Below are 25,024 nucleotides of genomic sequence, written 5' to 3' on the forward strand. Positions count from 1 at the left end.
TGGTACATTAATCAATTCATAATCAGCTAAAAGTAATATATTATTTTCTAAAAACACCAAATATAAAGTTCTGAATAGTTTCAAAAGGAGTTTTATGATCAATTGTAAAAGAATCCACCAATTGAAAGTTTGATTTAAACCGTTCTGCCAAAGATTTCTCAGAATATTGTCTGATTTCGATTCCGCTGCATTTTGTTGGTCCTGTTTCAGAAAAAGTACCAATTGTCAAAATTCCATTTTTGTTTATTCCTTCACTGGCAATCTGGAGATATTTCAGAATATCTTTTTCTTCTGTCAAAAAATGAAATGCGGCGCGATCGTGCCAAAAATCATATTTATGAACTGGTTTGAAATCTGTTATGTCAGATACGATCCAATTTACTTTTTCAGCTTCTTTTCCTAAACGGTTTTGGGCTTTTGCAATTGCTTCTTTAGAAATATCTAAAACAGTTATGTCTGAATAACCCAATTTCAGAAGTTCGTCAACCAAAAAGCTATCACCGCCTCCAATATCAATAATTTTAGCTTGAAAGGGAATATTATATTGCTTAAATAGATCTAGTGAAGTCTGAGGAACTGGCTGATACCAGCTAACTTCTGTCAGATCTTTTGTTTGATATATGTTTTCCCAATGTTTCTTTCTATCCATTTTTACAATTTTTAAACCGTTAATTCTTTTCTAAGATCTCATCAATTGTTTCAATAATTAGGAGACCTCATTAAAAAATAAAGATATAATAAGAATAAAAAAGTAAAAATAAAGTGCGGTAAATTATTCCGAAAATGTTATTTAAAAATATTTAGAATTGCTTTTCCTATTTCTGCAAAATCATCATGACTGCTTACAGATCTTTTTTCTGTATTGTTTGAAGCAATTTTAGAAAAAGGATAAATAAGCATATAGTTATTGTTATTAAACCTGTGATTCAAAAGATCTGGAATATCTCTCATTTTGGGAAAATACGAATGCATTCCACGGTCGCCCATCATAATCACTAGGCCTTCGTTTTCTTCAATGGAAAGTGCTGTCTGTTCTGCATTTTCCCAATTTGAGAAAACATCAAATGTGGCTTCTATAGAGGCCTTTTTTGCAATTCTTTTCAGAATATCCAGCGTTTTCTCTTTTCCATAAAAACTCATTTTTGCTCCAGAATTACGACCTATATTCCAGATTCTTAACATCGAATGAAAAAAACCAGCATCCAGCTCGGCATCTGCTGGTATAAAAACCAAATATCTTTTAATCGTGGCGGCAGGCTGTACAGCGTGATATACCATCAAATTGATGCTTTTATTTCGAAGATAACCGTTATACAAATTATACACAAATGAAGCCGAAAAACCTTTTCCGCCTTCAAGCCCTACAATAAGGTCTGTAATTTCTTTTTCTTTTATCACATTACTTATTCCGCTTGCTATATCATTGTCGTGACGTGTAATTGGGTGCAACTCTACATCGGCAGCAGAAGCGGCTTTAATAGCATTTTCTAATATTCGTTCAGCATTTTTTTCAGAAGATTCATTGGCATCTTCGTTAATTACATTTACAGCATACAGCTGCTTATTTGCAGAGGACTTTACCATCAGTCCAAGATTGACCATTTTTTCAACAGTAGCCTCATGGTTTACTGCCAAAAGTATATTTTCTTTCTCTTCGTTCTTACCCGATACGGTATTGTCTTTATCTGCCTGTGCTATACGCTGTGCACTTGCCATCGATACAAACGATGATACGGTACAAGAAACGAGAATAAGAAGAATACTGCCGTTAAGCACATATTCATTTAAAAGTCTTATAGGTTCTCCCGCATCATTTTCGCCAATAATTATATTATATCCAACCATTACAGAAGCCAGCGTAGCTGCCGCAGATGCAGAACTCAATCCAAAAATCAGCTGACCCTCATCATTTGTAAGTTTAAATGTCTTTTTCGTTAGCATAGCTGCAACGTATTTTCCTCCAATAGAAGCAATAAGCATAATTGATGCTACCCACAATGTCTCCCAACTTTGTATAAAAGCACTAAAATCAATCAGCATTCCGACACTTATTAAAAAGAAAGGAATAAAAATGGCATTTCCGACAAACTCTACTCTATTCATCAACGATGAAGTATGCGGAATTAACTTGTTTAAAGCCAATCCAGCAAAAAAAGCTCCAATGATAGATTCGATACCTGCCAATTCAGCCAAAAGTGAAGCCAAATAAATCATGACGAGTACAAAAAGATATTGGGAGATTTTATCCTCCACATTTTTAAAGAACCAGCGGGCAATTATCGGAAAAACAAGCAGTACAATTAATGTAAAAATGACCATCGAAACTGATAACTTCACCCAGAAAGCTGTTCCGACTTCTCCCTGTGACATTCCGACTACAGCGGCCAAAACGAGAAGCGAAAGCACATCGGTAATCATCGTTCCTCCCACTGTTATATTAACTGCAAGATTTTTGGCAATTCCTAATCCGCTTACCATCGGGTAAACGATTAAAGTATGTGACGAAAAAAGACTGGCAAAAAGAATTGAGGTAAGGAGTGAAAATCCCAGTATATAGTAACCACCAACGAGTCCTAAAATAAAAGGAACAGCAAAAGTGAAAATAGAAAAAATGATACTCTTCCATTTGTTCTTTTTAAAATCGGCCATATCGATTTCCAGACCCGCTAGAAACATAATGTACAAAAGACCTGTAGTTCCAGTAACTACTACACTGCTGTCCCTAGAAAGCACTCCAAAACCATTTGGACCTATTAGTGCGCCAGCAATAATAAGACCCAACAGATGTGGCACTTTAATTTTATTCAATAAAAGCGGAATGCATAAAATAATGATAATCTCGATAAGATACTTTAACAAAGGATCTTCAATAGGAAAACTTATATGATGTATACTCAGCTGCATAAATTACTTTTTATTGGATGGAGTAAGTTCAACTGAGAATTTTGCGATGCAATTATCTTGACCTGTAATGGTCTGCGTGCCTTTGATTATATTTTTTTTAATATCATCAAGTACCACGCTCACTTTTATTTTGTTTTTAGCAGAAGCTTCTTTTGCCGAATCCAGCACTATTTTATTCTCAAGATATTGTCCTGTAAAAACTCGTTTAATTTCATTATTGCTCAATACATTGGTATACATTCCTGTCGAATCTGATCGGAACTCCCAAGTTTCAGTGCGCTGATCGCCAATGACATAATTACTGCAATTCGATTCCCTGCAAACCATTTTGCTGTTCCATGCTATTTTTAGGTTTTCAGGCCATTCTTTTATTTTTGGAAGCGTATCTTTTACTTTAGAGAGAGACAGTAAACTGTCTTTCATTTTTAACAGCTTTTCGTATTCTGCTTCTTTATCTTGAAACTGTTTCTCCCTTTCTAAAAGTGAGTTTTCGCGCACAATAAGCTCCTGCTCTTTTTTGTTTCCACAAGAATATAATGCAAGTATAAAACCGACAAGAATAAGTCCTTTTAAAGTCATAAGAATTGATTTTGGATTCTACAAGTTAAGCAGAAAAATCCTTTTAACCTTCCAAAAACTGATAAAAAAAGGAAAAATTGATTTTTAATTTGCAAGGATCTTAAAAGAAAAAGACGCCAATTATGGCGTCTTTTTACGTTTATTGCTTTTCGCTAATATTATTTTTTCAAATCAAATCTATCCAGATTCATTACTTTAGTCCAAACGGCAATAAAATCATGCACAAATTTCTCATGTGCATCAGATGCAGCATACACTTCTGCAATTGCTCTCAATTCTGAATTTGAACCAAAAACAAGATCGGCACGTGTTCCTATCCATTTAGGCTGTCCAGTGCTTCGGTCGTTTCCTGTATAAAGTTCTTTATCGTTAGAAACGGCTTGCCATTGTGTGTTCATATCCAAAAGATTTACAAAGAAGTCATTTGTCAGGCGACCTGGTCTAGTGGTAAAAACACCATTTTTGCTTCCGTCAGCATTAATATCCAGAACACGAAGACCTCCTAAAAGCACTGTCAATTCTGGCGCTGTAAGGGTCAGTAAATTAGCTTTATCGATAAGCAATTCTTCTGTCAAAACAGATGATTTTGTTTTTCTGTAGTTTCTAAAACCATCTACTTTTGGCTCAAGATATCCAAATGATTCAACATCTGTCTGTTCTGCAGATGCATCCATACGTCCAGGAGCGAAAGGCACAGAAACTGAAGCTCCTGCATCTTTAGCCGCTTTTTCAACGGCAGCAGAACCTCCTAAAACAATTAAATCTGCTAGTGAAACTTTTTTCCCGTCATTTTGCGCTGCATTAAATTCGTTTTGAATGGCTTCTAATTTATCTAAAACCACTTTTAATGCAGTTGGATTGTTTACTTCCCAGTCTTTTTGAGGCGCAAGTCTTATGCGTGCGCCGTTTGCACCGCCTCGCTTATCTGATCCTCTAAACGTAGAAGCAGAAGCCCAAGCTGTTGAAACTAGTTGAGACACCGTTAAACCTGAATTTAATATTCTTTCTTTAAGTTGAGCTATATCCTGATCATTTATTAGAGTATGATTTACTTCTGGAATTGGATCTTGCCATAACAATTCTTCCGCTGGCACTTCAGGTCCTAGATAAAGGGCGCGCGGTCCCATATCACGGTGCGTCAGTTTAAACCAGGCACGTGCGAAAGCATCTGCAAATTCATCTGGATTTTCTAAAAATCGGCGCGATATCTTCTCATAAGCTGGATCCAATCTTAATGACAAATCAGTTGTAAGCATGGTTGGCAAGTGCTTTTTATTAGGGTCAAAAGCGTCAGGAATAATGGCTTCAGCATTTTTTGCTACCCATTGATGTGCACCGGCAGGACTTTTAGAAAGTTCCCATTCGAAGCCAAATAAATTCTCGAAAAAGTTATTGCTCCATTGTGTTGGCGTTTTTGTCCAAGTTACTTCAAGTCCACTTGTAATGGCGTCTGACCCTTTTCCAGAACCATAGCTATTCTGCCATCCTAAACCTTGCAATTCTAAACCAGCAGCTTCTGGCTCTTTCCCCACATGGTCTGAAGAAGCAGCTCCATGAGTTTTACCAAAAGTATGTCCACCAGCTATAAGTGCTACAGTTTCTTCATCATTCATTGCCATACGACCAAAAGTATCTCTAATATCTTTTGCAGCCGCAATCGGATCAGGATTTCCGTCTGGCCCTTCTGGATTTACATATATAAGTCCCATTTGCACTGCGGCAAGTGGTTTTTCTAAATTTCTACTATGAATATTTCCATCTGCATTATCATCGGATGAAACAACACCATGATCTTTCGGCACGCCTTCAGAGCCATCTTTATAACGTTCATCACCACCAAGCCAAGTCGTTTCAGATCCCCAATATACAGATTCGTCTGCTTCCCATACATCGGCACGTCCTCCTGCAAAACCGAATGTTTTAAAACCCATTGATTCTAAGGCTACATTCCCTGTTAAGATTAGCAAATCGGCCCACGAAATCTTTTGACCATACTTTTGTTTTATTGGCCAAAGCAATCTTCGTGCTTTGTCTAAGCTCACATTATCAGGCCAGCTATTTAGCGGCGCAAAACGCTGCTGCCCTGCTCCTGCTCCTCCGCGCCCGTCATGAACTCTGTAAGTACCGGCACTATGCCAAGCCATTCGAATGAAAAGTCCTCCGTAGTGGCCAAAATCAGCAGGCCACCAATCTTGTGAATCAGTCATAAGAGCATGTAAATCTTTCTTTACAGCCTCCAGATCTAGAGTTTTAAACGCTTCTGCGTAATTAAAATCCTTATCCAAGGGATTTGACAATACTGAATTTTGTCTCAGGATATTTACCTTTAACTGTTTAGGCCACCAGTCACGATTTTTTGTTCCTGAAGCCGCTTGCTTGTCCATGCTCCCATTATGAAAAGGGCATTTGCTGATGTCATTTGATTGATTATCCATAGTTGAAAATTTTTATTTTTGACTAAATTACAAACTAATGAAAGAGAAAATTAGGGCTGTAGATTGTAAATACTACTTCCGAAATAGACAAAATCTATTCATGTCTATTTTTTATATTTAAAATACTTATAACTCAGACAGTTTAAAAAAAACATCTTTTATTGATGAAAATGACATTTTTCAATATGAGATATTAACTTATAAATTTAATAAAAAGAATCTTTTATTTATATAAAATTTTACAGTACAGCTATTTGCACAAAGTCTGTCCTTAACACTTAAGTATTTCAAGGATAAAAGTGGTCTGAATTCTCCCAAAAAAAGATAAAAAATAGAGCCTGTATTTCTATGTACGTAAAAACGTACTTTATTACTCCTTCCCAAAATTATTATTGCCCAACTTTACACTTTCGGTTCCAATACCATAATCTACTATCTATTATTACTAACTATTAATCGTTTACTAACCTTAAAAAATTAAAAGATGAAGAAATTCTTAAAATTAACCAGTATGCTATTAACCATGGCATTAGTGCTTACTTCTTGTGAAAAGGAACAAGAAGACATGAACGGTCTCCAAACCGCCAAAAAAGAGGCACAGCAAATCGCAAGTAAAGATACTCTTGGATCTAATTCGGCACTGGATGGCAACACAACAGCAAGAGGGACAGCCGGAGCAAGAACAATTACATTGCAAACCAATACCTTATCTTGTCCTGGCGGTTTATGCACATCGTATGGTGTTTGGTCAACTGGCGTTTACACGGTTTGGTTCCAAATGAAATTTAATAACGGATTTTACTGGAGCCGAGGCGGAAAATGCGGATACGGAATCTTAATTGGTGACCAAAATACAGGTGGCGATGCTGCATGGGATGGAAATGGAGGAAGCGCCAGATTTATGTGGTATTGTCCAAACGGATCAAACACAGCTAAAGGAAGCGGCGCTTATCTTCAGCCTTATGTATATTATAGAGATCAGCCAGGACAGTACGGAAATGATTTTGGAAAAAAATATTACATTCAAGAAGGCGTTACCTATAACTGCCAGATATCTGTGAAACTGAATACGGGTTCAAATACAGACGGATATGTAAAATATTATGTAAATGGTACAGAAATTTTGAATGAAAAGATTCGTTGGGTAACTAATGACGCTAAGAGAAATGTTAATGCTGTAAGCTTCCACACTTTCCGTGGGGGAAGCCAAAGTTATTGGACTGCTCCTGTAACAAGCTCTATCTACTATCCAAGTGCATCTTGGGATGCTCTGTAGTGCATAAGCTTTAAAAAGAATTTGGACCGAAAAAACAAAATATACAACTTCGATGTTTTTATCATTACCAATAAAACATCGGAGTTGTTATTAATACAAAAATCAGACAGGCAAAGGATGCTAATCGAAACTGATTTTTAAAAATAAATCCTGAACCAAATTATTGATTCAGGATTTTATTTTTTTAAGCAATAGAATCTATCTCCAACCCAATGCCGGAGCCACGTGTTCTAGTATAGAAGATAAAATGTGTACATTATAATCTACACCCAAAGTATTCGGAATGGTCAACAGCAATGTATCTGCTTCCTGAATAGCTTCGTCTTGCGCCAATTCTTCAATCAGTTTATCAGGTTCTGCGGTATAGCTTTTACCAAAAATTGCTCTTTTGTCTTGCTCTATATAACCAAAACTATCATTGCCTTTGGCTTGTCCACCAAAATAATATTTGTCTTGATCGTTGACGAGTGCAAAAATCGAGCGACTGACAGAAACTCTCGCTTCACGCTGATGCCCAGCTTTTTTCCACGCTTCTTTGTATAATCTTATCTGCTCTGCCTGCTGAATATGGAATGGCTTTCCATTTTCGTCATATTTAAGCGTAGAACTCTGAAGATGCATGCCGTTTTCTGCTGCCCAAATAGCAGTTGCATTAGATGCCGCTCCCCACCAGATTCGTTCTCTTAATCCTTCAGAGTGTGGCTCAATGCGCAACAGGCCAGGCGGATTTGGAAACATCGGGTACGGATTGGGTTCTGCAAATCCTTCTCCATTTAATTTATCCAAAAATTCCAAAGCTTTTTTACGCCCCATATCGGCATCGGTTTCACCTTCTTCGGGTTCATAACCAAAGTAACGCCATCCGTCAATAACTTGTTCTGGTGATCCTCTGCTTATTCCAAGTTGTAAACGTCCTTCTGATATCAAATCGGCTGCTCCGGCATCTTCAACCATATACATCGGATTTTCATAGCGCATATCGATTACGCCCGTCCCAATTTCTATTTTGCTCGTTTTAGCTCCCACTGCCGAAAGCAACGGAAAAGGAGACGCTAACTGCTGTGCAAAATGATGCACACGAAAGTAAGCTCCATCTATTCCTATTTCTTCTGCAGCTACAGCTAAATCAATAGATTGCAGCAAAGTATCTGCCGCTGTGCGAGTCTTGTATGATGGATGATTAGCCCAATGCCCAAATGATAAAAATCCTATTTTCTTCATAATGGCTTCTATTTTTTATTCTCTCAAATATACGCATCACAACCGAGTAATGCTATACTTTGCATGATAATTACGTTGCAGATAAAATCTTAAAAATTGACATGTATTTTCTAAAAAGCTCATCTTGATTATAAAAACATGTTTCAAATTATAATTTGCAACCCAAGTTTTTTTGTTTCAAGTTATAACTTGAAACATCTCTAGCCCTAATTTTATGCAATTATTCTGACTTTCTGATCTAATTTTGAAAGACATAAAATATCTGCCCTTAAAATCCCCTCGCCAATTTTTCTGCCTCCCTGCGATTTCATAATCAATTATTGACAATAACTAAAACAAATACTTTATGGATTGGATTATTACTACATTAAAAGATTATCCCGAACTAGCCATTTTTCTCACCTTATCTTTAGGCTACTTTATAGGAAAATTTAAAATCGGAAGCTTTTCTTTAGGAACTGTAACTAGTGTTTTGCTTGTTGGAGTCTTAATCGGACAATTAGATATTGTGATTTCTCCTAACGTAAAATCTGTATTTTTTCTGATGTTCCTTTTCGCTGTCGGATATAGCGTAGGACCACAATTCTTTGGAGGTCTAAAAAAAGACGGTTTGCCTCAAATGCTGTATGCTGCAGTAGTATGCGTTTTATGTCTAATTTGTCCTTATCTGGTAGGCAAAATTATGGGCTACGATATGGGACTGACCGCTGGTATGCTTGCAGGTTCTCAAACCATATCTGCTGTTATTGGTGTGTCCTCAGATACCATAAATCAACTGAACATTCCTGCCGATCAAAAAGCGGCTTTAATTAATAAAATTCCAGTTGCCTATGCAGTCACTTACATTTTTGGAACCGCTGGATCGGCTTGGCTGTTGGCTTCTATTGGTCCAAAATTATTAGGTGGCAACTTAGTAGAAAAAGCAAAAGAACTTGAAATTCAGCTGGGTGGTGATGCCATTGGCGATGATCCGAGTATTGCCTCTGCGTATGATCGCGTAATATACAATGCCTATGAGATTGCTGCACATTCTTATGCTTGTAATAAAACCGTTTTAGATGTTGAAAATGAGTTAGAAAGCAAAGGAAGACGCTTATTTATACAGCGAATCAGAAGAGGAAAAGAAATCATAGATGCTACTCCAGAATTTGTAATTCAAGAAAATGATGTAGTTGCCTTGGGCGGAAGAAGAGAATATATGATGAATTATGTGGCTGTAAATGAGAAAGAAGTTCTGGATATCGAACTTCTTAATTTTCCAGTAGAAGTTTTAAGTGTCTTAATTGTAAAAAAAGAAGTAATTGGCAAAACTCTTGCAGACTTGCGTCATCTCAAATACATGCATGGAGTTGTCATCAGATCATTAAAACGATCTGGAATCCAGATGCCTATATTGCCCAATACCGTGATGCAGAAAGGAGATATGATTGAATTAGTAGGCATCAAACGAGATGTAGATCAAGTTGCCACTCATATTGGTTATCCAGATCGTCCAACTAACTCAACTGATATGGCTTTTGTGGGTTTAGGAATAGTTCTAGGCGGATTACTAGGTGCATTGACCGTCAAAATTGGTGGAGTGCCAATAAGTCTAAGTACAAGCGGAGGTGCCTTAATATCTGGACTTTTCTTCGGATGGCTAAGAGGTCAGCATCCAACTTTTGGACGAATTCCAGAACCTGCTTTGTGGATTATGAATAATGTTGGATTAAACATTTTTATAGCCGTAGTGGGTATTACAGCAGGACCAAGTTTTATCGTGGGATTTCAAGAAGCTGGCTGGGGACTTTTCATCGCGGGCGCGGCGGCAACATCAATTCCGTTAATTCTTGGACTTCTTATAGGACGATATATTTTCAAATTCCACCCTATTATAAACTTAGGATGCGCCGCTGGTGCAAGAACTACTACAGCCGCCCTCGGAGCTTTGCAAGATGCCGTAAAAAGCAAAACACCTGCTTTAGGATATACCGTAACCTACGCCGTCGGCAATACGCTGCTCATTATATGGGGCGTCGTCATCATTTTAATCATGAGTTAATCAAATTTTATATAATCTCTAAAACAATTTAAATCATGGCAATTGATATTTCAAAAATAAAAACATCTCGAGAGGTCGAGAAAACACTTCAAACCCTAAGTCCGTTTGAAATCAAAAATGAATTAATCCATCTGGCAGAAGAAAGCGCCCTTAAATCGACAGCGATAACCCTTAATGCCGGAAGAGGAAACCCAAACTGGATTGCTACAGTTCCGAGAGAAGCTTTTTTCCTTTTCGGACAATTTGCACTAGAAGAATGTCGCAATGTTATGGAAGAACAAGGCATTTTGGCTGGTATTGTGCAGAACAAAAACGGAGTGGCTTCACGTTTTGAAACGTTTTTGGCTAAACACAAAGATACTCCTGCTGCATCACTTTTAGAAAAAACATACCATTATGGTGTCGACAAACATGATTTTGACGGCGATGCATGGATCCGTGAATGGATAGAAGCCGTGATCGGATTTAACTATCCTGTTCCTGACCGTATGCTAAGTCAAATAGAGGTCATTGTACACGACTATTTAGTACAGGAAATGTGCGGTACAGGAAACGACAAAGGCAAATATGATATTTTTGCTGTTGAAGGAGGAACTGCAGCGATGTGCTATATTTTTGATTCCTTAATGCAAAACCATCTCACCGAACGCGGTGATAAAATAGCGCTCCTTACTCCTACTTTTACACCTTATATTGAAATTCCGGAATTAGATCGATACAAATTTGATGTCGTTTACGTACAAGCTAGCGGAGTTGGCGAAAACGGATTCCATACTTGGCAATATCCAAATTCTGAATTAGACAAACTGAAAGATCCTGCTGTAAAAGTTGCCTTTGTAGTAAATCCGAGTAATCCGCCCTCTTCTGCAATGAGCACCGAGACATTAAATTATATTGCCGATATTGTAAAAAATGATAATCCGGAATTGATGGTCATTACTGATGACGTTTATGGAACATTCGTTAATAATTTCAGATCCTTAATGGCTATTATTCCTCATAATACGATTACGGTTTATTCATATTCAAAATACTTCGGATGTACAGGCTGGAGACTTGGAACAATAGCAGTTCATCAAGACAATATATTCGATAAGAAAATTGCTAATTTAAGTAATGCCCACAAAAAAGAACTGCATGAACGTTATGCCTCTCTTACATTACAGCCCGAAAAAATCAAATTTATCGACAGACTGGTTGCCGATAGCCGTCAAGTAGCTTTAAACCACACTGCCGGACTATCCTTACCTCAGCAATTTCAGATGATGCTTTTCTCAGCATTTTGTTTACTAGATACTCAAGATGTTTATAAAACCCTTACACAATCAATCATTCACAAACGTCTTAATTTATTATGGGAAGGACTAGAAGTGCCAATTCTAGAAGACCCAATGCGAGCAGGATATTATTCTGAAATTGATGTTATGGTGGCTGCCAAACATTTTTATGGAGATGATTTTGCCAATTGGCTAAAAACCAATTTCGAACCTGTTGATGTATTGTTTCGTTTAGCCGAAAAAACAGCCATTGTACTTTTAAATGGTGGCGGCTTTGCAGGTCCAGAATGGAGTATCAGGGTTTCTCTTGCCAATCTTCCAACTGATAGTTATCTGATTCTTGGAAAAAATATCCGTAAAATTTTATTGGAATATGTAACCAGCTGGGAAAACTCAAAAAAATAATAGAATTGTAAAATATAAACATTTGATCTATGAAAAATCTATTTACTTTATTATTATCCGTTTTATTAGTAACAGGTATTTATGCTCAAAAATTACCTCGCATTAAAATACTAGCAACTGGAGGAACAATTGCAGGCCAAGGTGCATCTGCAGATCGTTCTGCTTATACCGCGGGACAATTACCTATAAAAGATTTAATTGCAGCAGTTCCAGGAATTGACAAAGTTGCAGAGATTTCAGGAGAACAGATCTCAAATGTGGGAAGTCAGGACATGACTGTAGACATTTGGATTAAACTGAATAAAAGAATAAATGAGATTTATAAAAATAATGAAGCTGACGGAATCGTAATCACCCACGGAACAGATACTCAGGAAGAAACTGCTTATTTTTTATCATTGACAGTACGATATGACAAACCTGTAATTATTACAGGTTCTATGCGTCCAGCAACAGCCATCAGCGCAGACGGGCCAAAGAATTTGTACGATGCAGTAACTCTCGCAGCCTCAAAACAAGCGGCACACAGTGGCGTTTTATTGGTATTTAACGAATACATTTTTACAGGAAGAAGTGCCGTAAAAACCAGTACGACGCACTTAAACGCGTTTACAGCGCCAAACAATGGTCCAATCGGGCAGGTTTATGACGGTAAAGTCATTCTTTATGAAACTCCGGTAAGAAAAGCCAATAAAAATACCCCGTTTGATATTACAGGTTTAACAACTTTACCTGAGGTCGCGATTGTCGAATTATATGCCGACGCACCTGCAACTGCAATTAATGCATATGTAGCATCTGGAGTAAAAGGAATTGTAACTGGCGGTTTGGGTAATGGAAATCTAAATAAGGTAAATTCAGATGCTGCAGCTAGCGCTGTTAAAAAGGGGATTGCGGTTGCAAGAGCCTCGAGAGTACCGTCTGGAAGAGTTACTTTATTTGACGAAACCGATGACCAAAAGCTTGGAACAATTGTCACCGATGATTTGATTCCGCAGAAAGCACGAATTTTACTAATGTTGGGCCTTACACAAACAAGCGATAGCAAAAAACTGCAGGAGTATTTCTTTGAGTATTAAACTTGAAATTGTAAATTATGCGTGTCTTAACTTCAATAATTTTGGGCGTTTTTTTGGCTTCAAGTGTTTACGCACAGCAAGAAAAACAGACTGATACGGTCCTAAATCATAAAACACCACTAATAAAAGCAACAAAAGTTGATTTGCTCAATAATGTTGATTTAATTTTCAATACACAAGTAGGGTTCAACACCTATTTTGATGACGGAAATTACACTGGCAGTAAATTTGAAGTAAATCAGTTTAGATTGGAAATAAAAGGAAAAGTGTATAAGGACAAAGTTTTTTTTAGGTTTCGAGACCGATATACTAAAGAAACTGAACCGCAATCTACCGATAACATCAGCAGTTCTACTGACTTGGCATTTATTGGTTATAATATATCCAACAGAACAAGTATTGCAATTGGAAAAATGACGGCTAACTGGGGTGGTTATGAGTTTGATATGAACCCTATTGACATCTATCAATACAATGACATTGTAGATAATTCGGATAACTTTCTAACAGGAGTTCAGGTAAACTGGAAATTGAATGCCAACCATGTCTTTTCGGGGCAGATCTTAAATTCAAGAACCAAAACTTTTTCTGAACTCTATCAAAATGTACCAGATGTAGAAGAAGCAAAATTTCCGGCTGCCTATGTTGGAAACTGGAACGGAAGTTTTTTAGGCGGAAAATTCAAAACGATATACAGTTTCAGTATTTTTCAGGAAGCCACAAAAAATGGCCGACCTGTAAATATGTACTATACGGCATTAGGAAATCAATTTAGAAGCAAAAAATGGCTTTTTCAATATGATTTCAAATGGAGCAGTGAAGATCTAGACCGAACAGGAGTGGTTAGTACTATTATTCCAGATACTGTTTTAGATCATGCCGCAGAAAACGTGTATTATGTAGAACATTGGCTTAGAACCGTATATTCTCTGAATGAACAATGGAAACTTACAGTTATTGGGATGACAAGTAAAGCTTCGTGGAAAGAGATTCCTGATCCGACTGTAAGCTCGAACCGAATTCGTACCGCATACGGCATTATTCCAACAGTAGAATTTTATCCGATCAAAAACTTCAACTTAAAGTTTTTTGCCACATATGTGCAGCGATTCTACAATTATAGCGATTATGCTAAAACAGATTTGGGACAATCGAATATCACAAGCGGAAGAATTATGCTTGGTATAATTTCTCCTTTGGTAGTATTGTAATAATTTAAGCAACTAACTCAATTAAGAAGCTGGAGCAAATCGTAAAATGCGATTTATTCCAGCTTTTTTTATTTGTTCTCTCGCAGATATGGCAGATTGAGCAGATTTAAAAATTATTAATAATTCAAAACTCTCGAAGTTGAGCTTTTTTTATGAGTTGCCGCCAACTTGAGCTGGAGCCAATTCAAATTATACCATACCATTCGTATCCCTGTGGTTGAAAACCCACGGGCTATGTTTGAATGCATGCGTAACGATAGGCAAAAACTCATAACTCATAACTCATAATTCATAACTCTTTACCCGCTAAATATCGTAAGCGAACAAAACAAATTGTGCTATAAAAAGCAAAAAGCAATATAAGATGCAATAAAACAGACGGATTGTCCCATAAACTCGCACCCGATTGTACGATGGCCGTATACAAAACAATAAAAGGCGTTGTCGGCAAAAGGTTGGACAGCCATTGTAATACTAGCGGAAGCGACTCAAACGGCCAACTGTAACCTGTAATCAAGAAAATTGGGTAAGTCGAAAAAGCCATCATTTGCAAACAAAGCAATTGCGATTTGAACAAAGAACCAATAAACTGAGCCATCGGAATTAAAGTGACAATGAACAAAAGCAACAATAAACTCAATTCTAATCCGTTGCCTCTCATGGGTAAATTAAGCAATTTGTAATTTACATTTAAAAAGAAAAAGCCATAGGAAGAAAAAAGAATCAGATAGAACAATCCTTTTCCCCAGATGCCATTAGAAATACCAGAACCCAACCATTCGCTCAAACGAGAACGCTGACGCTCACCTGCAACACTTTCGCATAAGCCAATCAATAATGTTTGCTGTAAAATAAGAGCAAGCAATCCCGGCAGCAAAAACGCACCATAACTTGATCTTTCATTAAATAACGGACGATAATCTAAATTTACAGGCATTACATTTTCCATAGCAATAGTAGTGCTCATACCTTCTTTTTTCTGATAATACTGAAGCCTCACTCCCGCTCCAACCGTGAGACATATCTGTTGGACATTTAGTAAGAGATCGCTCGAGGGAAGAAACCTTGCAGCATTGATTGCCAATACAACATTACTTTGTTTTAAACTCAGCAAATTGGCTTCTGTCCCTTCTGGAATATAAAAATAACCTTGGCAATTGCCTTGATACATCTGCTCTTTTGCCTGTTCTAGATTAGAAAAATGAATGAGTTCTACGATCGGAGAATCGTCGATTTTTTGCTGCAGCAAGCGTGATAATCTCGAATTATCATCATCGACAACAGCCAATTTCACATCAAATTCTTCTTTATTGATATAAATGCTTCCGTAAAAAAAAGCATAAAGCAAAGGTGCGATAAGAAGCGTTAGCAGCAAACTATGATCTTTTACTACCTGCGAAGCTTCTCTCAAAAAAAGATTAGTCAGCGATTGTTGCGGTTTCTTTTTCATTTTTAATCGAATTAAATTGACGTTTGAACAACAACATAGCTGTCGGGTACATTACCGCACAGAACAATAAAAGTTTGGAAAAATCTCCTAAAGCATATTTTAAAGGGAGATTCATATAATAGACTTTAAAAAATCCATCCAAAAACGAGGTATAAGGCATAATAAGCGCATAGTATTGGTCGTACCAAGGCATTGCCCATCTCGGAAAAGTAAATCCGCTGAAAACAAAAGCGGGTGAAGTATAGAAAAGGGCAACATCTCCCGAAAGCATTACGTCTTTAAACAAAGCCGATATAAACATGCCAATGCCTATACAGGCTAAAGAAAGCAGTGTATAAATGATAAAAAACTTACCTGTTGCTGCACCAACACCAATATCAAAAAAAGGAAAAATGACACCTACAATGATGATAAAATTAATCCAGCTGATGGCGAGATGCGCAATTGTTTTTCCAACAATTACAGCAACGACAGAACCTCTAGATGAATCGTAAAGTTCGTGCATTGTTTCTGTCACCCATTCATAATTTAAAGCCAGCATAGAACCAATAATTAGAATCATCTGCATACCGACAGTTATTAATCCTGGAACCAAATATTCCTGATAATTATAAGTCGGATTGTAAAGCTGATAGGTATTGAGACTAATCGGATTCGCAATTGCCATTGCCCGATCAGATTTCATTCCGGTTTTGACCAATTTCTGCAAAATTACGCCTGTGCTTCCAGTAATTACAACTTCGGCGACAGCCTTATAAACTAATTTGGCAGGAACTAACGCCGCAGCATTAGTATACAAGGTTACAGTACTTGGATGTCTGCTGTAAATATTTTTTTGAAGATTTGCGGGAAAATGTATGGCTCCTATGATTTTACCTTCTTGTATCAGTTTTTTTACTTCGGCTTCACTGCTTACCCTTGTAGTAATTTGCAATGCTTCTTTTTGTTCTAATAAAAAAAGCAATTCACGGCTAACAGGACTTTGATCTTCATCCCAAACCGCAAATGCCAAATTTTTAGCCTCCTGCTTCTGATAAATAAGAGCATAGAAGAAAAACAAAGCCGCAGGAACCACAAGCATTACCAAGTAAAACACTTTCAAACTTAGAATGCGCTTCCATTCCCTAACGATTATGTTCTTGATAGCATTCATTAAGGAAGAATTAAAGAAGCCGTCATGCCAGAGCGAAGTCCTTTTATCTGTGAAAGGTTTTCAGGCTTTAGTTCTATGGTAAAAGTTCTGAGTTCAAATTCTCCTTTGTCTTTAGACGGAACCCAATTGGCAAATTCCAATGTAGGCGCAATAGAATGTACGGTAGTGCTAAACGTTTCAGGTTCGCAGCCTGGAACTTTAACCGATACTTTGCTTCCTACCTTTAGCAGATTTGATTTATCTTGTCTGATATTAAACTTAATTATAGTTGAGTTTTTCTTCTCTATCGTCATAATCGGATACCCAATGGATACAATTTCTCCTTGATGTGTAACCAAACTCGAGATTACGCCATCTGCCGGAGCATATACTTTTGTATTATCTCCAAGTGCCTTAGTCAATTCATAAGCTTGTTCTGCTTGTTTTACAATTGCATTTGCAGTTTTTAGCAATTCAGGTCTTGTACCATTTTTTAGCATTTGCAAATTTAACTGAGCGGTTTCCATTTCTTTTTTCGCAGCTTGAAACTTAAAATAGAAAACATCTTTTTCCTGTCCCGATATAACATCTTCTTTGTATAATCGTTCCATGCGGTCATAAGTAGTGCTAAACAATTTATATTGCTCCTGACTGATTTGATACAATTTAGAAGTGGCTTCAATGAGTTCTGGCCTTGCTCCTTGCGTAAGCAGTTCCTGCTGCCCTTTTGCTGCATCTATAGCCGATAACGCCTGCGCTTTAATCGCATTTATTTCGTTAGATCGAAGCACAGCCAATAATTGCCCTGTTTTTACAGTGTCGCCCTGCTGAACAAGCAACGAATCTAATCTGCCTGGGAATTCTGCCGCTACATCAACACTTGATGCATCGACCATTCCTATGAAATTATTTTCTTCGTTATTATCTTTAAAGAAAAAAATCAATCCTGCTATTACTACAAAGATCGGAATGATCAGCGCCCAATAGTTTTTAAATATCTCTTTCATCTATTTAATAAATTGCGTTATTTGACTTGGATTTCCTAAGCTATTAAAATATTCGGCTAATGCTAGATAGTATCCTAATACAGCGGTATAATATCCTTTTTCAATTTCCGTTTCTACCAATAAAGCATCATTCACGTCTTTTGGTGATGACAGCTGATTGTTCATTCTTTTGGTAATTAAACTGCTTGTTGTAGCGGCTTCTTTTCTGGCTGCATCCATGGCATCAACATCGTTTTGAAGAGAACTCATTTTATTCTTAGCTACTCTCGACTGCACTTGAAGCATTAAACTCGAATTCTCCTCTCCTAACTTGGCCTCTTCTATCAGCTGTTTCGCGGCCAAAGTTTTTTTGCTTGTCTGTCCGTTATACAAAGTCCATTGCAATTCCAACCCCACAAACCAATCTGGAATAGAAACTGGTAAATCTTTCTGATATAAGTTGTAATTTCCTATTGCAAAAATATTAGGCAAAGCCATTGATTTGCTGATTTTTTCAGCAGTTTCTGCGTACGTAATTTTGTTGTTTGCAATTCTGTAAACGGGATTTGTAAGCCAGTAATCCTTAACAGGCTTCTCTAGATTCACTGCATTGTATCTCAAGGTGTCTGAAATCACTATTTGGGTATTAAGGTCAACTCCCATAAGCTTATTCAGTTCCAAATGGGCATTTTGTTTTTCCAACTTAATATTGTTGTATTGGCTTTGCGCTTGAATTAAGACCACATTCGTCCAGTTCTTCTGGTAAGGAGGCAGTATTTTATTTTTTACTAGCTCTTCTGCGTAATTTTTATTTTTATCTAAAGCATTTACAATCTGTTCCTGTTTTTTAATTAAAGAATTGAGATATAATATTCTGATGTATTGAATTGCAATTAAAAAATCAACTTCTTTGCCAGCAAGCTCGACACCAATATCTGCTGAATTGACAACAGATTGAGCCAAATCAATGCTGGAATTTATTTTATTTCCCAAAAAAATCGGTTGACGAACTCCTACCCCCGCAATAAAATAGGATTGCTTGCTTAAACTAGGATTGTAATCTGGATAAATACCGCTAATCACTTTTTTTGAAGCATCGTAAATACGATCCTGAGCAGCCTGCGATAAATTGCCGCCTGTAATTTCATGATAAATTTCGTTGGCAGTATTTACACTTTGCTGCGATGAACCTTCGACAATTCCATCTTTTACCGTTTGCAGATTTATAGTAAGCGGATTGCTTAAATAAGAATAACTCGACAAAAGATCCACCTTAGGGAAATACCCTTTCTTCTCGGCCTGAAGATTGTATTCGCCTGTTAATAATGCAGATCTGGCCTGTTTTATAGTAATATTATTTTGTTTGGCTATAGAAAAACATTCTTCAAGAGAAGTAGTTTGTGCTTTCATATTCAGACAGTAGAATAGAAAACAACACAAAATAAAAGGCTTTAAGAAATTTAGTTTTACGTACATCTATATAATATTCTTAGAATTGAAATTACTTTAACTAGCGACTTCTTTTGCTGTTTAATTAAAAACTGCAGGATAAAATAGAAATGAGATAAAAACTTATTGTTCGGAATTATCCGAATAATCGAATTTGATTTAAAAATTTCTGTTTATGAAAATGGGGTCTTAATCTAAACAGCATCGAAAAAAGTATAGCGTATAAAACGACATACCAACTAGTTAAAGATAAGATTTTATTTAATAACTGCTTGTTAATTTTTGTAAAATCATATCGTTTTTGTCTTTAAAGAATTTGAAACAAGAAAAGATTTTTAAACATTTGTATGTCGCTCCACAGGAGCTTTTTGTTGGTGGAGAATTGAATTTTCTATAAATATTTTGCTCCGCTGGAGCATTTACAATAACTCTTGCTCGTGCAGCTTTCTTTTCTACTGGCATGTTTCTTGAAAAAACAATCTTCATTATTAACTGATTTAAAACGATTTACCATGAAAATTACGTACTACGGACATTCTTGTTTTTCTGTTTATGCCAACGAAAAACATATTCTTTTTGATCCTTTTATTACGCCAAACGAATTAGCCAAAGAGGTTGATGTTGATGCCATAAAAGCAGATTATATTTTTATTTCTCATGCGCATTATGACCATATTCTAGACGTTGAAAGAATTGCAAAAAATACTGGAGCAAAAGTGCTCGGAAATTTTGAAATCTATAACTGGTTATTGAAAAACGGAATCGAAAATGCACATCCTATTAATCCAGGCGGTAAATTTGATTTTGATTTCGGAACCGTAAAATGTGTGGTAGCACAACATCCTAGCAGTTTTATGGACGGCTCTTATGGAGGCATCGCATGTGGTTTTGTGCTTACAACCTCTGATGGCAATTTTTATTACAGTGGCGATACGGCTTTGACTTTAGATATGCAGCTCATTCCTAAATTTACTAAACTTGACTTTGCTGTTTTTCCCATAGGTGACGGACTCACAATGGGAATTGAAGAAGCCATCGAAGCTTCTAAACTTGTCGGAGTGAAAAAAATATTAGGCGTTCATTATGATACTTTCGGTTTTATTGTTATGGACCATCAAAAAGCTTTGGATGCGTTTAAGGATGCTTCTCTTCAATTGTTTCTTCCTAAAATAAACAGTACTATAGAAATCTAAATTGTAGATTTTCTTTTGCTATATTTCGCTAAAAGACAGCTTTTAGCGAAATATCATCATGTCTATCATCAAAAGAAAAAAACTTTAAAACTTTTATATAAAAAAAGGAATAGCTACCGGCACTATTCCTTTTCGTAATTATGTTCTATTTGAAATTAAGTGTGTTCTACAAAATTAATGATATACTGCGCTGTAAGCTCAGGATATTGATGCTGTGGTCCGTGTCCAGTCGCGGCATACACAATCATTTGGGCATTTGTCATTTGGTTGATATACGGATACCAGTTCTCTACCGCAAAACTGATGTCGTGATCTCCAGATATAATTAAAATTGGTGTTTTTATCTTTTTAAGCTGTTCTCTGAAATTAAGTGCGTCTTCTCTAAAAGTATCTCCTCCGCCAAAATACAATTGAAAAACATCCATTGTAGAAGGGATTTTTCCGCCATCAATTTTTTTATGAATTCGATCATGAGAAGCTTTTGCTGCCAATCGGCTAGATTCTGATTTTGGTTCGAAAAACAAAACAATTTCATCCTCAAAATCGTTTACTGGTTTTAGCGCCGCATCAAAAAATGCCTGTTCTATAGGAATCTCATTTTTCCCCGGCGGATTTGTTCCGACTAAAACAGCGTGTGTCACCAGATTAGGATATAGTAAAGTTGCTGTCTGTGCTACCAAACCGCCATAAGACCATCCTAAAACAATAACTGAATCTAGTTTTAAGAAATCAGCTAGATCTTTGACGTCTTTGGCTACAACAGTAATATCAGGAGCCAGACTTCCTGTAGAAGATCCAATACCAGAATAATCAAATACGATAACGTTGAATTTTTCTGCCATTTTTGCCACAAACAGCGGATCCCACGTATCTAACGTTCCTCTAAAACGGTTTACAAAAATTATTGCCTTTCCTTTTCCATACGAGCGATAAGCAATGGTACGATCGCTTAATTCGGCGAAACTTGTTTCTGTGTCATAAATTTTTTCCATAATTATAATTTAAAGATTGAAACTCATATTGTTTTTTGAGGGAGACAAAGATTAAACCAAAACGCAGAGCCTTTAAAATAAAGGATTTACTAGATTTTTTTTTGCTTGAACTTATGATATTTCAAGAATCAAAACTTGTTTTTAACGATATATAATAATTCTACCGCTAGCTATTCTAACAATGCTTTTATAATCAATACTTTATAAAAAAGGCATTTCTTTTGTTTTCAAACTGTATTACTTTCTGAAAACTAACCTAATAGCTTCGATATGATGTATTTATCTAATAAAAAAACCATTATGTTTATTACTGGAGCATTTGTAAGCCATATTTGTTGGAAAGAATGGATCGTTTTTTTTGAAAGTAAAGGGTATAAAACTGTAGCACCGCCTTGGCCACACAAAAATGAACTGCCTGCTGCCTTAAGACAAACGCATCCTAATTCAAAAATTGCTTTAAACAGTTTGAATATTGTATTGGATTACTATATAGAAATTTTGGACAAACTTCCTGAAAAGCCTATTCTAATAGGCCATTCTTACGGAGGTCTTTTAGCTCAATTACTGATTCAGAAGGAATTGGGTTCTGCTGGAATCTGTATCAACTCTATTCCTCCTTACAATGCATTTCATTTTAATTTTTCCTTCTATAAAACCATTTGGGATCTATCAGACATTTTCAGTTCGGCAGCCAAAACTTACTTACTGCCTTTTAAAAAATGGCAACACTATTTTAGCAGCCAAATGACTTTTGAAGAACAAAAAGAAACCTACGAAACATTTTTAATTCCGGAATCAAAATTAATAATGCGTGATATTTTTACGAAAACAGGAAAAATCGATTTTAAAAAGAAACACGAACCTCTTCTATTTATATCCGGTTCAGAAGATGTCTTTACGCCTGCTTCTCTGAATTATGCTAACTTTATAAAATACAAAAATCTGCACTCTATAACTTGTTATAAAGAATTTCGAAATTCAAATCATCTGAGCATAAATCAGGAAAATTGGGAGAATATTGCTGAGTTTATAGCAAATTGGCTGATGAAAGTTACTTAACATTACTAATCATTTTAAACACATAGAAACATAGTTTAGTCAAACTTAAAAAAGGCGTTTCACTAATTGAAAGAATAGGACAAACTATGTGAAAGAAATAGTTTTCTCTTTACCATTTTTACACATAGAACATAAAATCTATGTTCCAATGTGTTTATTTTTTAAGATATGACTTAAATAATCCCTTTCTTAATCTCCAGCTTTTTAATTTTAGAATTCAACGTTGACGGATGAATATCCAGAATTTCGGCCGCACCGCCAGATCCAGAAATTTTTCCGTTGCATTTTTTAAGGATGTAAAGAATGTAATCTCTTTCGTTTTCTAATATTGTTTTGATCGAAAATGATTCAGCTGGTTGTTCAGGATGCATTTTGGCAGACATCGAAAGTTCTATTTCCTTGATTGTGTTTCCTTCTGTCAATAAAATTGCGCGCTGGATGACATGTTCAAGTTCACGAATATTTCCCGGCCAATTGTAATTCATAATCTGCTGCAAAGCAAAATCAGACAGCGCTGGTGCTTTTCTGCCCATTTTATCACTGTAAAGGGCTATAAAATGATTGGCTAAATCTGGAATATCTTCTTTTCTCTTTTTTAATGGAGGAACCATAATTGGGAAAACATGCAGACGATAATACAAATCCATTCTAAATCTTCCTGCTGCCACTTCTTCTTCGAGATTTTTGTTGGTTGCCGCAATAATCCTAACATCAATTTTCATAGGAGAAGTACCGCCAACGCGCTCAATTTCTCTTTCCTGCAAAACACGCAGCAATTTGACCTGAAGTTCTAGAGACATCTCTCCTACTTCGTCTAGAAAAATAGTTCCACCGTCAGCCAATTCAAATTTACCGATACGTTTATCTAAAGCCCCTGTAAAAGCACCTTTTTCGTGACCAAAAAGCAGTGATTCGGCAAGATTTTCAGGAATTGCTCCACAGTTGATAATAACCAGAGGCTTATCTTTTCTGGGAGATAAAGCATGAATGCTTTGCGCGATTTTTTCCTTTCCTGTTCCACTTTCGCCAAGAACCAGTACCGAAGTGTCGGAAGGGGCTACTTTTCGAATATAATTAAAAACAGAATTCATTTGCGAGCTATTGCCAATAATTCCTTCAAAACCTTTTTGGGTGCTTACTGGTTTAGCGTTTTTGGCTTCAGCTTTTTTCGGAACCAGACTAAATTCTTCTTTCGAATAGATTTTTGCTATAAACTGCCCGAATATAGGTTCAAGTGAAGTCAAAATTCGCAGATGTTCCTGGGAATACACATTCAGGTTACGGCTGTAAAAAGTAAAATGATAGCTCTGGATTGCAGCAATCGAAAGCGGAAAAACTAAATATGATTTTATTCCGAAATTATGCGAGATCAAAGCTTTTATTGGCGCTTCCTGAAGGTTGTTTATCAGTGCTTCTTCGCTATAAATAATCGGTTCTCGATCTATTTTTGATTTCTTGTAAGTTTCATTTATTTCTCTCTCAGACAATTCTGTTATTTGAACAAGTTTCTGCAGGTTAATAATCTGATACTGATCGATATTTCTGCGGACAATTCCGAGATTATCGTAATGTGTACTGGCCACAAAACCAGTCTCTAAATAATCGAAAGGAATAAAAGTCTGAACTGCTTTTGCAAAAGCCAACAAAGCCTCTTCTTTCTTTACATTTGAATTTATGATCTCTGAAATTGCTTTTTGAAGCTGAAATTGTTGTCTCAACTGGCTTTCTAAACTATATTGCTGACGATAAAAAGCTATTTCGAGAGTCGTGAGAACATCTTGCTCTCTAAATGGTTTTACAATAAATCCGTATGGTTGTGTAGTTTTTGCTTCGTCTAAAATACTCTTACTGGAATTGGCCGAAATAAAAATAAAACCAATATGCTTTTCTTTAAGAATATGTGCTAACTCTATGCCGTCACGCTTGCCTTTGAGCATAATGTCCAAAAAAACAAGATCTGGTTTTTCAATCTCAATCTGTTCCAAAGCCTGCTCTACCGATCTTGCAATTCCTGTAACTTCATAATTAGCTTTTTCAAGAATAAGTTGTAAATCGTGCGCTTCAATAAACTGATCTTCAACAATTAAAATTCGCTTTTTTAATGCTGAAACCGCAGCTTCATTTCCGTTGTCGGCAGACTTTTTCATAAGTGGGTAAATTTTGTCCTACATAACACTTAATTCATTGATACAAAAATAGTTAATTATCACAATTAAAATTAAGCGTTTTCAAATTTAGTTAAATAAAAATCACATTTTACCATAATTTTCCCGTTATTTTGCAAGTCAAACTCAATTGTTTCTCTTTATATTTGTTAATCAAAAACTTACTAAAT

General features: G+C 36.3%; 19 protein-coding genes. 7 read left to right on the plus strand and 12 right to left on the minus strand.

Annotated elements, in window-relative coordinates; translation table 11 throughout:
• Window positions 1–40 precede the first annotated feature (40 nt).
• From BB050_RS19825 to katG, 4 genes are all read right to left on the minus strand, one after another.
• On the minus strand, window positions 41–649 hold the full coding sequence (locus BB050_RS19825; protein ID WP_066034823.1) for a class I SAM-dependent methyltransferase: 609 nt from the start codon (window positions 647–649) through the stop codon (window positions 41–43).
• Window positions 650–786: 137 nt separating this feature from the next.
• Window positions 787–2,904, minus strand: coding sequence for a cation:proton antiporter (locus tag BB050_RS19830; RefSeq protein ID WP_066034824.1), 2,118 nt, complete (start codon window positions 2,902–2,904; stop codon window positions 787–789).
• A 3-nt stretch (window positions 2,905–2,907) separates the two neighbouring features.
• Window positions 2,908–3,483 (minus strand): hypothetical protein, encoded by a 576-nt coding sequence (locus BB050_RS19835; protein ID WP_066034825.1) that lies wholly within the window; start codon window positions 3,481–3,483, stop codon window positions 2,908–2,910.
• A 158-nt stretch (window positions 3,484–3,641) separates the two neighbouring features.
• Window positions 3,642–5,918 carry a catalase/peroxidase HPI gene (gene katG / locus BB050_RS19840; protein WP_066034826.1) on the minus strand — a complete coding sequence of 759 codons (2,277 nt, stop codon included), beginning with the start codon at window positions 5,916–5,918 and terminating at the stop codon, window positions 3,642–3,644.
• Window positions 5,919–6,402: 484 nt separating this feature from the next.
• Between katG and BB050_RS19845 the strand changes: the two genes are divergently transcribed.
• Window positions 6,403–7,194: a polysaccharide lyase gene (locus BB050_RS19845; protein WP_008463552.1), complete on the plus strand. Its 792-nt coding sequence runs from the start codon at window positions 6,403–6,405 to the stop codon at window positions 7,192–7,194.
• Between the two features lie 198 nt (window positions 7,195–7,392).
• Here BB050_RS19845 and BB050_RS19850 read toward each other — a convergent pair whose 3' ends face one another.
• Window positions 7,393–8,415: an LLM class flavin-dependent oxidoreductase gene (locus BB050_RS19850; protein WP_008463550.1), complete on the minus strand. Its 1,023-nt coding sequence runs from the start codon at window positions 8,413–8,415 to the stop codon at window positions 7,393–7,395.
• Window positions 8,416–8,761: 346 nt separating this feature from the next.
• Here BB050_RS19850 and aspT point away from each other — a divergent pair, with 346 nt between their 5' ends.
• Genes aspT through BB050_RS19870 form a run of 4 tightly spaced genes read left to right on the plus strand, consistent with a single transcriptional unit; the run spans window position 8,762 to window position 14,428 of the window.
• Window positions 8,762–10,456 carry an aspartate-alanine antiporter gene (gene aspT, locus BB050_RS19855; RefSeq protein ID WP_066034827.1) on the plus strand — a complete coding sequence of 565 codons (1,695 nt, stop codon included), beginning with the start codon at window positions 8,762–8,764 and terminating at the stop codon, window positions 10,454–10,456.
• A 35-nt stretch (window positions 10,457–10,491) separates the two neighbouring features.
• Window positions 10,492–12,138 carry an aspartate 4-decarboxylase gene (gene aspD, locus BB050_RS19860; protein WP_066034828.1) on the plus strand — a complete coding sequence of 549 codons (1,647 nt, stop codon included), beginning with the start codon at window positions 10,492–10,494 and terminating at the stop codon, window positions 12,136–12,138.
• Window positions 12,139–12,167: 29 nt separating this feature from the next.
• A complete protein-coding gene (locus BB050_RS19865) occupies window positions 12,168–13,217 on the plus strand; it encodes a type II asparaginase (protein ID WP_066034829.1) in 1,050 nt (349 codons plus the stop codon).
• 17 nt (window positions 13,218–13,234) lie between these two features.
• Window positions 13,235–14,428 carry a porin gene (locus BB050_RS19870; RefSeq protein WP_008463541.1) on the plus strand — a complete coding sequence of 398 codons (1,194 nt, stop codon included), beginning with the start codon at window positions 13,235–13,237 and terminating at the stop codon, window positions 14,426–14,428.
• A 289-nt stretch (window positions 14,429–14,717) separates the two neighbouring features.
• Here BB050_RS19870 and BB050_RS19875 read toward each other — a convergent pair whose 3' ends face one another.
• The 5 genes from BB050_RS19875 to BB050_RS19895 form a co-directional block, all read right to left on the minus strand.
• On the minus strand, window positions 14,718–15,878 hold the full coding sequence (locus tag BB050_RS19875; protein WP_066034830.1) for an ABC transporter permease: 1,161 nt from the start codon (window positions 15,876–15,878) through the stop codon (window positions 14,718–14,720).
• Window positions 15,847–17,031 carry an ABC transporter permease gene (locus BB050_RS19880; protein WP_066034831.1) on the minus strand — a complete coding sequence of 395 codons (1,185 nt, stop codon included), beginning with the start codon at window positions 17,029–17,031 and terminating at the stop codon, window positions 15,847–15,849. Before BB050_RS19880 ends, BB050_RS19875 begins: the two co-directional genes overlap by 32 nt.
• A complete protein-coding gene (locus tag BB050_RS19885; RefSeq protein ID WP_066034832.1) occupies window positions 17,031–18,017 on the minus strand; it encodes an HlyD family secretion protein in 987 nt (328 codons plus the stop codon). Before BB050_RS19885 ends, BB050_RS19880 begins: the two co-directional genes overlap by 1 nt.
• A complete protein-coding gene (locus BB050_RS19890) occupies window positions 18,018–19,406 on the minus strand; it encodes a TolC family protein (RefSeq protein ID WP_236940376.1) in 1,389 nt (462 codons plus the stop codon). It abuts the gene before it with no gap.
• A 300-nt stretch (window positions 19,407–19,706) separates the two neighbouring features.
• Window positions 19,707–19,931: a hypothetical protein gene (locus tag BB050_RS19895; protein WP_066034834.1), complete on the minus strand. Its 225-nt coding sequence runs from the start codon at window positions 19,929–19,931 to the stop codon at window positions 19,707–19,709.
• Between the two features lie 26 nt (window positions 19,932–19,957).
• Between BB050_RS19895 and BB050_RS19900 the strand changes: the two genes are divergently transcribed.
• Complete coding sequence (locus BB050_RS19900; protein ID WP_066035238.1) at window positions 19,958–20,638, plus strand: metal-dependent hydrolase; 681 nt, start codon at window positions 19,958–19,960, stop codon at window positions 20,636–20,638.
• A 155-nt stretch (window positions 20,639–20,793) separates the two neighbouring features.
• Here BB050_RS19900 and BB050_RS19905 read toward each other — a convergent pair whose 3' ends face one another.
• A complete protein-coding gene (locus BB050_RS19905; protein ID WP_066034835.1) occupies window positions 20,794–21,630 on the minus strand; it encodes an alpha/beta fold hydrolase in 837 nt (278 codons plus the stop codon).
• 270 nt (window positions 21,631–21,900) lie between these two features.
• Here BB050_RS19905 and BB050_RS19910 point away from each other — a divergent pair, with 270 nt between their 5' ends.
• A complete protein-coding gene (locus BB050_RS19910) occupies window positions 21,901–22,689 on the plus strand; it encodes an alpha/beta fold hydrolase (RefSeq protein WP_236940377.1) in 789 nt (262 codons plus the stop codon).
• Between the two features lie 173 nt (window positions 22,690–22,862).
• Here BB050_RS19910 and BB050_RS19915 read toward each other — a convergent pair whose 3' ends face one another.
• On the minus strand, window positions 22,863–24,836 hold the full coding sequence (locus BB050_RS19915) for a sigma 54-interacting response regulator (RefSeq protein ID WP_066034837.1): 1,974 nt from the start codon (window positions 24,834–24,836) through the stop codon (window positions 22,863–22,865).
• Between the last annotated feature and the right edge of the window lie 188 nt (window positions 24,837–25,024).

It is taken from the genome of Flavobacterium anhuiense, assembly GCF_001705175.1.
GTDB classification, from domain to species: domain Bacteria; phylum Bacteroidota; class Bacteroidia; order Flavobacteriales; family Flavobacteriaceae; genus Flavobacterium; species Flavobacterium anhuiense.